The following is a 14588-nucleotide window of genomic DNA, read 5'->3' on the forward strand; positions in this document are numbered from 1 at the left end:
TGTACAGTCAACATAGCTTTTTGAGCTTACGGATTCACAAAAACAGTTTTCAGCTTCGCTACATATTGCACGTCAAAGCCAAGACCTTCGGCTACCATGGCAAGGGGTACATACGTTTTTGACTCTTTGCCTACCTTGTTCAGGAAGGCAGGTGTATCCACGGTAACGGATGCTCCATTAACCTTCACCGCATTGGCACCTATCTTCACGGCTACCTTACGATCTCCGTAGGTAATGGTTGCTGTTGAAGTTGTGTTATCCCATACTGTAGTGGCACCGACAGCGTTCACGATGTCCTGGATTGCCACAAAGTTTTTACCACTACGGATAATTGGTTTGTACGGTGTATTCAATGTTTTACCACTCACGATAATGTTCATCGGTTCACCTGTGGCAGGTGCAGTCAGCTTCGTGTAGTCGCCCCAGATCGTTTTGGCAAATACTTCGGCAATGGCTGCATATCCGAATTGATTCGGGTGGAAATCACGATTTTTGATCATATGTGTCATGGTGCCTTCACCGCCAATAAACTCCTTAGCTACGTGAGCCACCTCTACATCTGTACCCTGAGCATTGAATTGTGCTGCAATCCCATCAATGGTCTGCGTGAAACCTTGGGATGCCTCCATAAGTTTGGCATAAAGCGCCTTGCCCGCTACTTCTGGCATCGGTTGATACTGATCAGCGATAACCATTTTAACTGTTGGGTTAATCTCATGAATGTCATTAATGGTTGCACTAATATTGGCTGTATAAGTTGCCAGTAATTCTTTTACTTTCTCTTGCAGTTCCTGATCACTCAGTTTGTCTGCTGTACCGAGAAGCTCAGATACGTCATTTCCCCCAATGGTGATTGCAACCAGATTAGCCTGTGCTATGCTCTCCCGAATTGCAGCAGTATTCGCTCCAATCTGTCCCGCTCTTGGATCGGGAAGACTCGGCTGAATAGCTTCGGAAGTAAGTGTCTTGCCTTCCTTAATCGCGGTGGTGAAGTTCTTGAGGCCACTGGTTTTCAAACCAGCAATCCCGTAGTTATCCACCTGTGTACGTCCATGCAGCAAACCCTGCTCATGCAGTCGTTCTACATAACCATAAGGCAATTCTTTCGTGTTGGGCTCATAACCTACCGTTATGGAATCTCCCAATGTGACGATGCGGAACTCCTGGGTTACAGCTACTGCATCTTTCTTCGCAATCAACGAAGCCTCGTTTGTACCCGCTGGCGATACACCAGTTTTGACATCAGCAGCGTGTGCAGGCAATGCGGATGATGTGAAGAACAGCATTCCTGCCAACATGCTCGCCGTTAAACCAGCAGCTGTATTTTCCCATATACGTTTACGCTTCATTCAGGGTAACACTCCTTTAATCGAATCTATAATTTTACACTAATGTATACAATGACATAAGTTTGTGTAACTCTATTCTATCATTTAAGAGCAGGCCTTGTCCTCTCTGTCAGAAACACACATGAAAATAACAGACTCCCTGAGAGGAGCCTGTTATTGGTTATCTTACAACTATAGAGTTCGTGGTTCGTTAAGATTCGGGCTTCTCCGAGTCTACCGAATTCGTATGACTCGTGTTGCTCTCCGCTTTTTTCCCGGCAGCTCGCTCCAGGTACCGATCATAACGATCGTCCACTTCGCGTGCCATCTTCCGGTACTTTAATGTTTCCTCGACAATTGGATCACGTTCCGTCTGTATCCGAACTTCATATTTGGGAGGAATCAGCTGGCGTTCACGCTGATCGGTGTCGCCGGACTCTTCCATGTCCCCTTCCGTCAGCATTTCACTGAGCCGTCGTTCCAGTTCTTTGGATTCATCCATTGTTCTCGCTCCTTTAATTAAAATCATACATGCGTTAACCATACTATTGGACGTTCACTTCATGTACAGAACCATCTTCCGATCGCTGTTATCCCCAGATTTCTTTGATTCCCTTATCCAAGGGAGAAATCCGGTGATAAAGGCGAGCACTTCGTTTCTTCAGATGCTTTCTGTCCCCTCCGTTAATGTACAATTTACAGGTTATTAAAGCATGGATGAGTTGAGTAAACTCACTCCAACCCAGTAGCCTTCGCTTCCTTCAACACATCTGTCAGTGCATCATGGATGTGGCCGTTGCTGGCAACTAGATGACTTACAGACAATTGATAAGGCGTTCCGATGGTGTCGGTAACCTTGCCGCCGGATTCTTCCACCAGCAGCGCGCCTGCCGCAATATCCCATGGTTTCAATCCAATTTCAGTGTAGGCACTGAGACGCCCTGCAGCAACATATGCCAGATGCATGGCAGCAGATCCGCCTGCACGCAAGTTACGAACTTGCGGAGCAAGAGCCTGCACAGCGGCCATATTAAGCGGTAGCGCATAGGTCGTATCTGCCGGGAAACCAACCGCAATCAGACTCTGATTCAGTTCCTGCTCACCAGATACAACCATACGGTTTCCGTGAACATATGCTCCTTTACCTTTTTCCGCAACAAACATCTCATCACGGGAAGGGTCGTATATCACGCCGACAATGACTTCACCTTTATGGGCCAAAGCAATGGATACCGAGTAAAACGGAAATCCATGTACAAAGTTCGTCGTTCCATCGACAGGATCAACAATCCAGAGGAACTCTTCCTCCTCTGCCTCTTTCAGTGCTTTTGCTGAAGCTTCCGGTCCCGGTTCTACGCCTTCTTCACCCAGAATAGCATGGCTGGGAAAATGGGTCAGAATCAGGCGGCGGATCATCTGCTCCGCTCCTTTATCCACTTCGGTGACCAGATCCTGAGGTGAATATTTGGTTCCCAGTTCGCTTACCGTTCCAAGACGACTCTTGATCCATTCACCGGCCTTGGAAGCTGCATTAATGGCAACGGCAGTATAGCTTTTGCTTGTCACGACATAAGGTTGCTTTTCCTTCTCATTCAAAGCGTTCACTCTACTTTCTATATCAATCTATGAAAAGTTGAAATTCTTGTTAAAAGTATACGCCTCACAGGTCGTAAAGTTTCTCGTTGCCCAGGCCCCTTTTGACACTACGGATGAATGATGACGGTAGACTCGTCCACCCACTCCACACCCTCTTCGTGATAGAATGCCAGCTTCTGCATCAGTTGTACAAGAGCCTCATCCTTGCGTTTGGCCTCAATCATCACGTCAAGCCTTGGAGTGTCTGCTGCAATATGACGCAAGAAGTCGAGCACAGGCTCCACCTCTACACCATCGGCATGCCCTCGCAGATCCTTCTCGCTCTTCGGACTGGACACATGAATTTTGGGTGGCAATGGCTGATCAGCCGGTGAATCTGCCTGAGCGAGCGGTGAATCCCATGTTTTCAGGATATCAGGCCACAGATCCCATGGCTGTTCACCCTCATTATTGACCCACTGGTGATGAATATCCAGCACCATGGGCAATCCCAAGTGCTGACATACAGCGAGTGTCTCGGCCGCATTGAACGTTTTGTCATCATTTTCGAGTGTCAGTCGCTCCTGAATGTCCCGATCCAGCTTCAAAAAGTTTTCTTCAAAACGAAGCGCCGCCGAAGGCTTGTCCCCGTATGCACCACCAATATGTATATTGTTCTTGGCAGTGGCATTCAGACCCATGGCATCCAGCATACGAACATGATGGCGAAGGTCGCGAATCGAGTTGTGCAGAACTTGCTCGCGAGGTGTACTAAGTACGGTAAAATGATCCGGGTGAAAGGACACACGCATATGATTCGCCTTCACAAAATCACCAATGGCCGCAAAGTCCTGCTTCAGTGCCGGGAATGGATCCCAGTCATTCAAGTCCTCGTGTGTCGCCAGTGGAATCAATTTGGAAGAGAAGCGATATACATGAATATGGCTACCCTTGTTGTGCCGGAGCAATCGTAGTGTATTGTGCAGGTTCTCGGCTGCAATCCGTTCGAGCTTGCGGATGGCTGCTTCCCTGTCATCAATTTTGTTAAAACTGGACATGGTCATGGTCCGGGAAGGTGAGGCATTCTCAACAAGCACGGACATTGCCACATAACCAAAACGTACGAGCATGAATTTCTTCCTCTCTGTTAGGGCGGAAAACCTCACGGCATATTCAACCGTTAGGATGTACCGTTACTGTATATAACCAAGTTTTACCCTAAAAGAGTGACCATAATCGTATTCTGGCAAATCAGTCCATCCGCCCTACAATCACACTGAGCAACTATTCCTGTGCTTGCTCTCCGAAGAACATCTCATCCGCGAGTGCGGTCTGAACGCGTGATTCTTCCTCGGTCAGTTTGCGGATCAACTGCATCTCTACCTCGGTTACTTCTTGACCCTGGAAGTTGATCTCTGCAATGGAAACCACGATCTTCACGATGGCTACAGCCACGTTATCGGGTGTATAAGCAATGACTTTCTGGCCGGTAGGAAATACCCGGAAGCCTTGTTTAACCATTTTGCCGCGACCGTATTCAAGCAGTTCGTACAGTTCCTGCTCACTCTTGAACTTGCATACGGAATTGAATTCAGTCTGAAATCCCATGCATACCCCTCCTGATCTTGTCGTCTCAGGCTACGCCTGTACGCCGTTCTCGTAGTTCAGTGCCTGCTTGCGGTTATAACGCTCCAGTGCCAGCTCAATCATGCGATCCAGCAGCTCGGCATACGACACACCTGTCTCGCGCCACAGGAGTGGATACATGCTGTATGGTGTGAAACCAGGCATGGTGTTGACTTCATTAATAAGCAATGCACCGTCATTTTTCCGAATGAAGAAGTCCGCACGTGAAATCCCGTTACCTTCGATCGCACGGAACGCCTGCAATGCTGCTTCGCGAATGCGATCTGCAGCTTCGGGGTCAAGTGGTGCCGGAATCAGCATCTGTGACTGACCATCGATATACTTGGCTGCATAGTCATAATATTCACCGGAGGATACGATCTCCCCTGGAACGGAAGCCATAGGCTCGTCATTGCCAAGGACGCTGACCTCAACCTCGCGTGCTTCAACGAATTCTTCGATGACTACCTTCGTATCGTACCGAAGTGCGAACTCGACAGCGGTTTTCAGCTCATCACGGTTACGCGCTTTGGAGATGCCCACGCTGGAGCCCAGATTAGCCGGTTTGATAAAACAAGGATATCCCAGTTCATCTTCCACCTGTACGATCATTTCGTGCTCTGTCTGCTTCCATTGTGTCGCGTTAAAATACGTAAAGGCACATTGGTCAATACCAGCCTGTGCGAACAGCTTCTTCATGACCACTTTGTCCATGCCGCCAGCTGAAGCGAGTACACCTGCACCTACATATGGCATATCCGCCATCTCGAACATGCCCTGAATGGTGCCATCTTCACCAAACGTACCATGCAGCAGAGGGAACATCACGTCCAGGGCTTCTGCTCCGCCATACAATCGGCCAAACAGTGCATTCAGTGCATCTTGAGTTCCACCCGCCGATTGCTCCAGCTTCAAATCTTCAATCTGCGCGAACGGCGCATGCATGACAGGTCCTTTTTTCCATGTACCCTGCTTGGAGATATAAAAAGGAACCAGTTCATACTTCTCATAATCAAATGCGCTCGTTACAGCAAACGCCGTTTGCAGCGACACCTCATGCTCGCCTGACTTGCCGCCGTACACGACGCCTACTTTTAATTTATCCATACTCATGCGTAACCTCCGATTATCTGTGCCTGATGCTGTCACCCTTGCATGCTCAGCACCCTTGTTATTCTGCTTGCGTTACCTGGTCTTATTTTACACGGAACTGGATGTCTGCGTCACCGCATCCCGAAAATCTTTCGTCATTAAAACTCATCTGCAATATGAAAAAGCCGGTATACCGTCCGCTCTGTCCAAGCGTAAGAATCCCGGTAATCCCAATATCGGTGACGACTGCTCACCGTATGTGCGTTAACAAGAGGCATACCGCCCGCATCAAATGCGGTCACAACGGTGCTGTGCTGAAATCTGCCGTCTCCATCCCAATCGTAAAGAATAACATCTCCGAGCATCAGCTGCTCGGGACGATCTACTGCTGTGGCAGTCAGACCCCAGCTGCTGCCTGACAAGTAACGCTCCAGACTATTGGAAACCGCCCAGCTGTAACTCCACATTTCGGAGCCGTTCACATACCCCTTATACCACCAGCCAGCTTCTCTTCTACCAGTATAGTGGATGGGTGCGCCCCCTGCAAAGAGACATTGAGACACGTAATTGGTGCAATCCACATCAAATTCCTCATATGCCGGATTCCCTGCATTCCACCATCGATCTGCATAGGCAACTGCCAGATCTCTACGATACGCCTGCTGCCTTGAGCTTCTGCCTTGACCCAGAACTTCCCGATTCAGCAGCGGCCGGTTCATCGCCTGTACAAAATCGGCTTGTTGAAAGGGACGCCCTTCCCCAGCTGGGCGACGCTCCGGCACTTCCCGTTCGACCCGTCCAATGATCCATCCACCACTCTGCCGCAGAAAGGTTAACCGCTCCCGCTCAATCCGGTCCTCCCGATGGGTGATCCCGCTCTTCTCGTAGAACAGTCTGCTGTACAATTGTACATCCACCACCGCTTCTTCCTGTCCATCCATGAGCGTGCGCACAAGCTTGGCGCTGGTCTCGCTGCGAAGAGGCACGGCGCGCCGCTTACGGTACCATTCGTCCAGCCTTGCCATACGCTCTCCCCGTTCCACTACGAAGTCAGGATCGGTAACAATCCGTTCGCTGGTCTGTGGACGGTAGTCGATCTCACAGCGATTGTACTGGTTCACGTAAGTGTATAAGGCACTCTTCCATTCCCGTTCCAAGCCTATGTCCCCCTTTGGCATGAGTTCTGTCTGAAGTATTTCATTGCGTATATAAACTCCTACTATTCATATGAGAGGGTCTTCGGTTGTATGTACGTGTCTCGGGATGAAGTCTCTGAATTCGGCAAATACAGGTACATGCGATATCTTATTCCTTCTCGCTTTACGAAAACGCCTTCATTGGTTCAAAGGCTTGCTTGAACAGGCAAAAAGCCCTTTACGTACAGAGGTGAAAACGGTATACTTAAAACTAAAGTTATGATTATGAAATTACGTTTCACCTGATGAAACCAGCAAACGAGAACACGGAACGATGAAGGCCTGTTCTTCACCTAAATGAACGTTTTCTTCATCTCACCGACACATCCCAAGGAGGTACATGTATGTCAGCAAAGAATCATTTCTCCGCCGCTCGCAGTCTTGAGGTTGGAGGCAAGTCTTACCGCTACTACAGTCTCGATGCTCTTCAGGAAGGCGGCCACGGCGATCTTTCCAGGCTCCCTTTCTCCATTAAAGTATTGCTTGAAGCAGCAATTCGTCAATTCGACGGACGTGCCATTACCGAAGAACACGTAAAACAACTGACCGGCTGGGCAGATGGCCGTGACAATAACAAGGAAATTCCATTCATCCCTGCACGTATCGTTCTGCAGGATTTCACCGGTGTACCGGTTGTCGTTGATCTCGCTGCAATGCGTGATACTGTGAAAAAAGCAGGCGGCGATCCGAAACAAATCAACCCGCTCGTGCCCGTCGATCTCGTTATCGACCACTCCGTCATGGTTGATGCTTTCGGTACCAACGATGCACTTGATTACAATATCAAGGTCGAGTTCGAGCGTAATGAAGAGCGTTACCGCTTCTTGCGTTGGGCACAAACGGCATTCAACAACTTCCGTGCCGTTCCACCATCCACAGGGATCGTTCACCAGGTTAACCTGGAGTATCTCGCTTCCGTGGCAGCAACAAAAACCGTGGACGGCGAAACCGTTGTATTCCCGGATTCCCTCGTAGGTACAGACTCCCACACCACCATGATCAACGGACTTGGCGTTGTTGGTTGGGGTGTTGGTGGAATCGAGGCCGAAGCAGGCATGCTGGGCCAACCGCTTTATTTTGTAACACCGGACGTTATCGGTTTCAAACTGACAGGCAGCCTGAGCGAAGGCGCAACAGCAACGGATCTGGCACTTACCGTTACCCAATTGCTTCGTAAAAAAGGCGTTGTTGGTAAATTCGTTGAGTTCTACGGACCAGGTCTTGCCAACATGGGTCTGGCTGACCGTGCAACGGTAGCCAACATGGCACCTGAGTACGGCGCTACCATCGGTTTCTTCCCTGTTGATAGTGAGACGTTGAACTATCTGCGCAGCACTGGCCGTCCTGACGAACAGGTTGAATTGGTTGAAGCTTACTACAAAGCTCAAGGCATGTTCCGTACTTCCAGCACTGTTGATCCTGAATTCACAGATGTGATTGAACTGGATCTCGGCTCTGTTGTACCAAGTCTTGCAGGACCAAAACGTCCACAGGATCGCATCGAGCTGACACAAATGAAAGAAAGCTTCAACAGCATCATTCGCACACCTGTAGATAAAGGCGGCTACGGTCTGAGCGATGAGAAAATCGAACAAACCGTACCTGTGAAGCACCCGAACGGTTCCACCAGTGAACTGAAAGCAGGAGCTGTTGTGATCGCGGCGATCACAAGTTGTACGAACACTTCGAATCCAAGCGTTATGGTCGGAGCGGGACTGCTCGCGAAAAAAGCAGTTGAACGCGGCTTGACCAAACCAGGATATGTGAAAAGCAGTCTGACACCAGGTTCCCTTGTGGTTACCGAGTATCTGGAAAAAGCAGGTCTGATCACGTACCTCGACAAACTCGGATTCAACGTTGCAGGCTACGGTTGTGCAACATGTATCGGTAACTCCGGCCCACTGCCGGACGAAGTGAGCGAAGCCATTGCTGAGAATGATATGACCGTAGCGGCTGTATTGTCTGGTAACCGTAACTTCGAAGGCCGTGTGCATGCACAGGTTAAAGCCAACTATCTGGCATCTCCACCACTCGTTGTTGCATATGCACTTGCGGGTACTGTGAATATTGACTTTGAAACCGATCCAATCGGTTATGATACGAACAATGAGCCTGTATTCCTGAAGGACCTCTGGCCTAGCTCCGAGGAAATCAAGGATACCATCGCAAGTTCCCTGAACGCTCAGATGTTCCGCAACAAGTACGAGAACGTATTTACAGCCAACGAGCGTTGGAATGCGATTTCTGTACCGGAAGGCGAATTGTACGAGTGGGATCCGAACTCCACGTACATTCAAAATCCACCGTTCTTCCAAGAGCTTGGCGACACGTTGAACGATATCGCAGATATCCGTTCTGCACGCGTTATGGCATTGCTTGCGGATTCCGTGACAACGGACCATATCTCGCCAGCAGGTAATATTGCAGCATCCAGCCCAGCTGGATTGTACTTGAAAGAGCATGGCGTAGAGCGCAAAGACTTCAACTCCTACGGTTCACGCCGTGGTAACCATGAAGTCATGATGCGTGGTACGTTCGCCAACATTCGTATTCGTAACCAGGTAGCTCCTGGTACAGAAGGCGGTATTACGAAGTACCTGCCGACGGACGAAGAAATGTCCATCTACGATGCTTCCATGAAGTATCAGGATGAAGGACAGAACCTGATCGTTATCGCTGGTAAAGAGTATGGTACAGGAAGCTCCCGTGACTGGGCGGCAAAAGGAACATTCCTGCTCGGCGTCAAAGCCGTTATCGCAGAAAGCTTTGAGCGGATTCACCGGAGTAACCTGGTCGGCATGGGCGTAATGCCATTGCAATTCCAAGAAGGTCACGGCTGGTCCAGCCTTGGTCTGAACGGACGTGAAACGTATGACATTACGGGTCTCAGCAATGATGTGAAGCCAGGACAAGAGTTGAAAGTAACCGTAACTCGTGAGGATGGTACACAGTTCGACTTCCCTGTCATCGCTCGTCTGGACAGCATGGTTGACGTGGATTACTACCATAACGGCGGTATCCTGCAAACCGTATTGCGTCAAATGATGAAAAAAGCTTAATTACATCAATATTTAATGTGATGAAGTTATACCAAAAAGCTCCCCGCTACGTGCGATCTGCACGTGATGGGGAGCTTTTTGGATTTTCTTTTCATGATAGAGATACGTTTAAAAGTCAATTTTCAATCCAACTTCTGAATCATCAGCTGGTGCAGGAATACGGTATAGCCCTCTGCAGTTTAATTTTTCCACGTTAATCCAGTCTACAAACTCATCTCCGCCGTAGCACCTTACAAAAACGGCATATTCCAGCTCACCCTCATAATTGATGGACTCCATATATTCTGTGAATGGATGTTTCCCCTCAATGCTCTGTAAAAAATCAGAAAATTCAATTCTCCACTCTTCCATCTTCTCTGCATATTGATCGGGGACGTAATAGTAAAATCCATCTGGCGTATAATACGAAATTTTCATTATCATCTTGCAAGACCTCCTATCAGCATGTCGGGTAACGGCCTAGAGTTTCAATATTTCTATACCTTCTTTTAGGAATGATGAGACAAGCGTATGATATTCAATTCCATTTGCTAATTCCTCTTTGGTTTTATGTATCAGATAGTAGGAATATTTCTGCATCAACTCATGCTCGTTTAACTCAATGGGAAGGTTAATAATCTCAACGTCTTCCGAATTAAAATGATAACGATACCCTCTTTCTGACCTTCCTACGTTCATCACTGTTTGGATGACCATTAATTCATCACGTGTGACACTATTTATTAAAGCAGATCTTCTCTGTTCCATACCAAGTATGATCTCTTCATCCTGTTGATCAATCGTAGCTTCAGCAATTTCGCTTTCAATTTTAATAATGGCTTTCATTGTTCCTGCTAGTTCTTTAGCCAATGAATACAATGTGTGCCCTCCCTTTTTGTAAGAAATAGGTCCTAACGCGTCTTCTCTACTCTAACTCATTGGCAATGTCACTCGCAAAATTTACTGATTCTATCCTAAATTTGATACCTTATGAAAATACAAAAAAACTCCCCGTTACATGCAATCTGCACAATGATGGGGGAGCCGTGGGTCCAGTATGTGTGTGTTCTCTATTTCGATTGCTTCAAGGCCGACTTTCTTCTAATGCCCAATGTGATGTGATGCTTGATCCAACAGTTGAATTGTACCCATGATGAGAAACAAACACGACAGGGCAATTAGCGAGCCTCCGACCCATCTCGACATGATCACTCGCTCCGTGATCTGTTTTTCCGAAGCATCCTTTACGCTGTGTGGATACACGAGAAACATCAGCCCTGCGCTAATAAACAGTACAGCCATTATAATCAAGTTGATCCCCTCCTTACACGTGACTTTCCTTAGAATTTAACTTCTTCGCCGTCACACGGGATTCTCCTACCACCAACAACCTTTTCAGGCCGATGGCCGTGGTCAGAATAATATATCCAATCAAGCCGCCGAGCGTATTGAGCATTAGATCATCCACATCAAATATACCCATACCCGTCAACAACTGTGTCACTTCATAGCCCAGACTGAGCAGCAGGGACAGCAGGAACACCTTTACTCCAGAGAATAATTTGTTACCCGTCAGCACAGGAATGAAGATGCCCAGCGGGATAAAAGCCAGTACATTCCCTAGCAGATGGATTGCGGTGCCTGGACGATGTAACGACAGGCTGTTCCAGTCTCGTGAGATTTCCTGAAATGGCGTCAGGTTGACGGTTCGCGTATGGATCAGATCCGGTTGTTGCAAGAATGCCATAAGCCGAACCTTCACGATGCCAAAGTCGACGGGACTTCCTTTGAACAGAATCAGCTTGGTAAGTAAGTATACGTAGACAATGAACACGGCAATCCAAAGGATGTAATGTTTGGTTTTCTTCTGGTTGTTGTGCTTCATGTTGCTCTTCCTCCCTGGTGTTGCCCTGTTATTTCTTAACGGTAACGATGACGCCATCCATGTTATCACCCGATATTTCATATTGGCCTTGTTCAGGTATGTAAACGGTTGTATCTTGGGTGGCCCGATAATAGCGGATATGATACGCCTCATCCTCTACTTCCACAGTAATGTTCTCTTTCTCTTTTAGCAAATCAAGGTACTCCTCCAGCACCAGATTGTTCTTATGCATAACAGCACTATGTGGCAACCCCACATATCGGAAGTGCCATGGTTCATACTGAATACCCGTAATGCTCACCTTATCCTTCGGGTAACGTAGAATGAATCCGTACCTCCATGCATTTTTCTCCAGCCAGGCCCCCTCGGGTGCTTCATTCATGGCAGCCAATGTGGAGCCGACATCCAGGGATAAGCCCAGATTGTGCTCACTGTGACCCGCAGGAAGTGCGTAGTCTGAACCCTTTTCCCGATAAAGCTCGTCCTGCTTCGCAAAGTCCCTGTAGCCACTACTGATGAGGAAATATCGTACTCCCTCTTCTCCTGCTGCCTCAACCATCTTCCGAAACTCCTGTGCCACCTGCAGTGATAACATGATTTTCTGATCCTGTATTCCATATCCACGAAGAAGATCATCCTCATGTGCCACATATACAATATCGGATTTGACTCCTTCCGCGTGAACAGGGTATTGCTTATTAACCAGTAACAAGTTGCCCTTATGTACCTGATCCTGAATGTTTCCAGTGACGGATACGGTATAACCTGCCGGGTTTTCACGCGTATTCTGAATCTCAATGGGTAATTCATCCTTCTGCTGAAGCCATCCCGGTGACTGCGTAACGATATATCCGATCAAAATGATGCATATCAAAAAGCCCCACTTTTTCATGCTTGTTCCTCCTTTTACCTCATACATCAAGGATAGAGAAAACTAGTTAAAGAAAAAGCAGGGCAATTCTAAAGTTTTTCTTAAATTTGCTGTCAGACCTCAATGGAATACAGGTAAACGAACTTCGAATTGCGTCCGTACCACATCACTCTGGGCCGAAATCGTACCGTCATGCTGTTCCACTATATTGCGTGCGATAAATAACCCAAGGCCTGTCCCACCTTCCTGTGGGGTCCTGGCACGATCTCCGGTGTAATACATATCGAAGATATGCGGCAATTCCTCCGGACGAATATGTCCACCATAGTTAATCACCTGAATGATAACCTGATCTGCATCGTGATATCCGTTAATATCCACATACATGCCGTCCTTGCCGTGCCGTGCAGCGTTAATCAGCAGATTCTCGAACACACGAGCCAGCAACTCACCATCACCGGAGATGGTAAGTTCAGTGTCTATTTTTAATCGGGTGGCCAGATGGTTCTTTTCAAATACAGGATAGAGTTCTTCGTTCATCTGTTTTAGCAGTTCACTAAGATCCAGTGGTGTCTTGTTTATAGGCAGCATCCCATAATTCATGCGGGTAATTTCGAACAAATCATCAATCAGCTTCTCCAGACGTTGTGACTTGGTGAATGCAATCGACGTAAAGTGCCTGACCTGTTCCTCCGTCAGCTGATCATCCTTCATGAGCAGATCCAAATATCCAAGCACAGAGGTCAGCGGTGTTCGCAGGTCATGCGCCAGATTGACAACAAGCTGATCCTTACTATTTTCAGCAAAATCCCCTCGTTCCACCGCTTCCCTTAGCTTCTCACTTGCCAAGTTTACATCCTCTGCAATCGTACCTAATTCGTCCTTGGATGAGATCTGTACACGATGCTGAAAGTCACCGTTGGCCAAATGCCTGATCCCTGTGGAAATATCCTTGAAATACGTCGCGTAAGGCTTGGTAAACCAGAAGAAGAATAGAATGGCGAGCGGGATAAATAAGATCAGGAAGAAATAGATATCTCCGATACTTTTCATAAAATGACGATATTCAGCGAGCTGATCTTCAGCACGGACACCCGAATAATAGGCTTGTAAAAGCTTGTAAATCCCATAGGTGATTGCGCCAGAGGCAAGCATGCTTAACCCTAATAACATAATCATGGTCGTGCGAAAACTTCTTCTTTTAGTCATTAAACGTATACCCCACACCCCAAATGGTTTTGATAAACTTATTCTTGTTCACATCTTCCCCAAGCTTTTTGCGCAATGTGCGAATATGGACCATCACCGTGTTCCCGCTCTCATAATAGGCTTCTCCCCACACTTGCTCAAAAATGCTTTCCGCACTAAACACCTGTTTGGGGTTGCTCGCGAGCAGATACAGAATGTCGAACTCCTTCGGTGTTAGTTCCACTGGTTTGCCGTAGAGTGTAACGCGATGTTGATCTGGCATGATGATGAGCCCGCCCTTCTCCAGATTGGTGCGCTGCATAGGCGCCGACTGGCTGAACTGCAGGGAACGACGCAACTGAGAGTTGACCCGGGCAACAAGCTCCATCGGATTGAAAGGTTTGGTCATATAATCATCGGCGCCCATCACAAGTCCCGTAATTTTGTCCATATCCGACGTTTTGGCACTCAGGAAAATGATCGGCAGATGATGATGCTCCCGAATTTTGCGGGTTACTTCGTATCCGTCCATGCCAGGCATCATGATGTCCAGGATCGCTAAATCTATCGCTTGGGTCTGAACGGCTTGAACCGCCGCCTTTCCATCGAAGGCTTTAATGGTGTGATATCCTTCTTTTTGTAAATGTAATGCAACCAGGTCAGCAATCTCAACTTCATCGTCTGCGATCAGAATCGTAATTCGCTTCATTGCTTATTCCACTCCTATGTGTGATGCTCAACAATATAACATATTTGAATCCAACAGATAAACCAATGAAAGGAATCCAT

The 14588-nt window shown here is 47.7% G+C and carries 15 protein-coding genes; 1 reads left to right on the forward strand and 14 read right to left on the reverse strand.

Annotated elements, in window-relative coordinates; translation table 11 throughout:
• Positions 1 to 26: 26 nt before the first annotated feature.
• The 7 genes from AC4G47_RS26485 to AC4G47_RS26515 form a co-directional block, all read right to left on the reverse strand.
• On the reverse strand, positions 27 to 1349 hold the full coding sequence (locus tag AC4G47_RS26485; RefSeq protein ID WP_491103558.1) for an SGNH/GDSL hydrolase family protein: 1323 nt from the start codon (positions 1347 to 1349) through the stop codon (positions 27 to 29).
• 190 nt (positions 1350 to 1539) lie between these two features.
• Positions 1540 to 1830 (reverse strand): hypothetical protein, encoded by a 291-nt coding sequence (locus AC4G47_RS26490; protein WP_491103559.1) that lies wholly within the window; start codon positions 1828 to 1830, stop codon positions 1540 to 1542.
• A 230-nt stretch (positions 1831 to 2060) separates the two neighbouring features.
• Entirely contained in the window at positions 2061 to 2924 is an 864-nt protein-coding gene (locus AC4G47_RS26495) for an inositol monophosphatase family protein (protein ID WP_458125236.1), read from the reverse strand.
• A gap of 107 nt (positions 2925 to 3031) precedes the next feature.
• Entirely contained in the window at positions 3032 to 4033 is a 1002-nt protein-coding gene (gene uvsE, locus AC4G47_RS26500) for a UV DNA damage repair endonuclease UvsE (protein WP_491103560.1), read from the reverse strand.
• A gap of 154 nt (positions 4034 to 4187) precedes the next feature.
• Positions 4188 to 4511 carry a hypothetical protein gene (locus AC4G47_RS26505; RefSeq protein ID WP_336765484.1) on the reverse strand — a complete coding sequence of 108 codons (324 nt, stop codon included), beginning with the start codon at positions 4509 to 4511 and terminating at the stop codon, positions 4188 to 4190.
• Positions 4512 to 4541: 30 nt separating this feature from the next.
• Positions 4542 to 5642, reverse strand: a complete 1101-nt coding sequence (locus tag AC4G47_RS26510; protein WP_458125234.1) for a D-alanine--D-alanine ligase — start codon at positions 5640 to 5642, stop codon at positions 4542 to 4544.
• A 137-nt stretch (positions 5643 to 5779) separates the two neighbouring features.
• Positions 5780 to 6778, reverse strand: coding sequence for an amidase domain-containing protein (locus AC4G47_RS26515; RefSeq protein ID WP_440131318.1), 999 nt, complete (start codon positions 6776 to 6778; stop codon positions 5780 to 5782).
• A gap of 383 nt (positions 6779 to 7161) precedes the next feature.
• Between AC4G47_RS26515 and acnA the strand changes: the two genes are divergently transcribed.
• Complete coding sequence (gene acnA, locus AC4G47_RS26520; RefSeq protein WP_491103563.1) at positions 7162 to 9876, forward strand: aconitate hydratase AcnA; 2715 nt, start codon at positions 7162 to 7164, stop codon at positions 9874 to 9876.
• A 108-nt stretch (positions 9877 to 9984) separates the two neighbouring features.
• Here the strand turns inward: acnA and AC4G47_RS26525 are convergent, their stop codons facing one another.
• From AC4G47_RS26525 to AC4G47_RS26555, 7 genes are all read right to left on the reverse strand, one after another.
• Complete coding sequence (locus AC4G47_RS26525) at positions 9985 to 10299, reverse strand: hypothetical protein (RefSeq protein ID WP_491103564.1); 315 nt, start codon at positions 10297 to 10299, stop codon at positions 9985 to 9987.
• Between the two features lie 36 nt (positions 10300 to 10335).
• Positions 10336 to 10734, reverse strand: coding sequence for a hypothetical protein (locus AC4G47_RS26530; protein ID WP_491103565.1), 399 nt, complete (start codon positions 10732 to 10734; stop codon positions 10336 to 10338).
• A gap of 222 nt (positions 10735 to 10956) precedes the next feature.
• Positions 10957 to 11166, reverse strand: coding sequence for a hypothetical protein (locus AC4G47_RS26535; protein ID WP_491103567.1), 210 nt, complete (start codon positions 11164 to 11166; stop codon positions 10957 to 10959).
• Between the two features lie 13 nt (positions 11167 to 11179).
• Positions 11180 to 11740, reverse strand: a complete 561-nt coding sequence (locus AC4G47_RS26540; protein WP_491103568.1) for a VanZ family protein — start codon at positions 11738 to 11740, stop codon at positions 11180 to 11182.
• A 28-nt stretch (positions 11741 to 11768) separates the two neighbouring features.
• Positions 11769 to 12632: a M15 family metallopeptidase gene (locus AC4G47_RS26545; protein ID WP_491103569.1), complete on the reverse strand. Its 864-nt coding sequence runs from the start codon at positions 12630 to 12632 to the stop codon at positions 11769 to 11771.
• Positions 12633 to 12731: 99 nt separating this feature from the next.
• On the reverse strand, positions 12732 to 13820 hold the full coding sequence (locus tag AC4G47_RS26550) for a sensor histidine kinase (RefSeq protein ID WP_491103571.1): 1089 nt from the start codon (positions 13818 to 13820) through the stop codon (positions 12732 to 12734).
• Positions 13813 to 14508: a response regulator transcription factor gene (locus AC4G47_RS26555; protein WP_491103572.1), complete on the reverse strand. Its 696-nt coding sequence runs from the start codon at positions 14506 to 14508 to the stop codon at positions 13813 to 13815. The genes AC4G47_RS26550 and AC4G47_RS26555 overlap by 8 nt, the downstream gene beginning before the upstream one ends.
• Positions 14509 to 14588: the final 80 nt, after the last annotated feature.

The organism is Paenibacillus sp. Negev47 (assembly GCF_058313655.1).

Coding starts and splice junctions, on each gene's coding strand:
- AC4G47_RS26485 (WP_491103558.1), bottom strand. CDS start 1,349: ATGAAGCGTAAACGTATATGGGAAAATACAGCTGCTGGTTTAACGGCG.
- AC4G47_RS26490 (WP_491103559.1), bottom strand. CDS start 1,830: ATGGATGAATCCAAAGAACTGGAACGACGGCTCAGTGAAATGCTGACG.
- uvsE (WP_491103560.1), bottom strand. CDS start 4,033: ATGCTCGTACGTTTTGGTTATGTGGCAATGTCCGTGCTTGTTGAGAAT.
- AC4G47_RS26505 (WP_336765484.1), bottom strand. CDS start 4,511: ATGGGATTTCAGACTGAATTCAATTCCGTATGCAAGTTCAAGAGTGAG.
- AC4G47_RS26510 (WP_458125234.1), bottom strand. CDS start 5,642: ATGAGTATGGATAAATTAAAAGTAGGCGTCGTGTACGGCGGCAAGTCA.
- acnA (WP_491103563.1), top strand. CDS start 7,162: ATGTCAGCAAAGAATCATTTCTCCGCCGCTCGCAGTCTTGAGGTTGGA.
- AC4G47_RS26525 (WP_491103564.1), bottom strand. CDS start 10,299: ATGATAATGAAAATTTCGTATTATACGCCAGATGGATTTTACTATTAC.
- AC4G47_RS26540 (WP_491103568.1), bottom strand. CDS start 11,740: ATGAAGCACAACAACCAGAAGAAAACCAAACATTACATCCTTTGGATT.
- AC4G47_RS26545 (WP_491103569.1), bottom strand. CDS start 12,632: ATGAAAAAGTGGGGCTTTTTGATATGCATCATTTTGATCGGATATATC.
- AC4G47_RS26550 (WP_491103571.1), bottom strand. CDS start 13,820: ATGACTAAAAGAAGAAGTTTTCGCACGACCATGATTATGTTATTAGGG.
- AC4G47_RS26555 (WP_491103572.1), bottom strand. CDS start 14,508: ATGAAGCGAATTACGATTCTGATCGCAGACGATGAAGTTGAGATTGCT.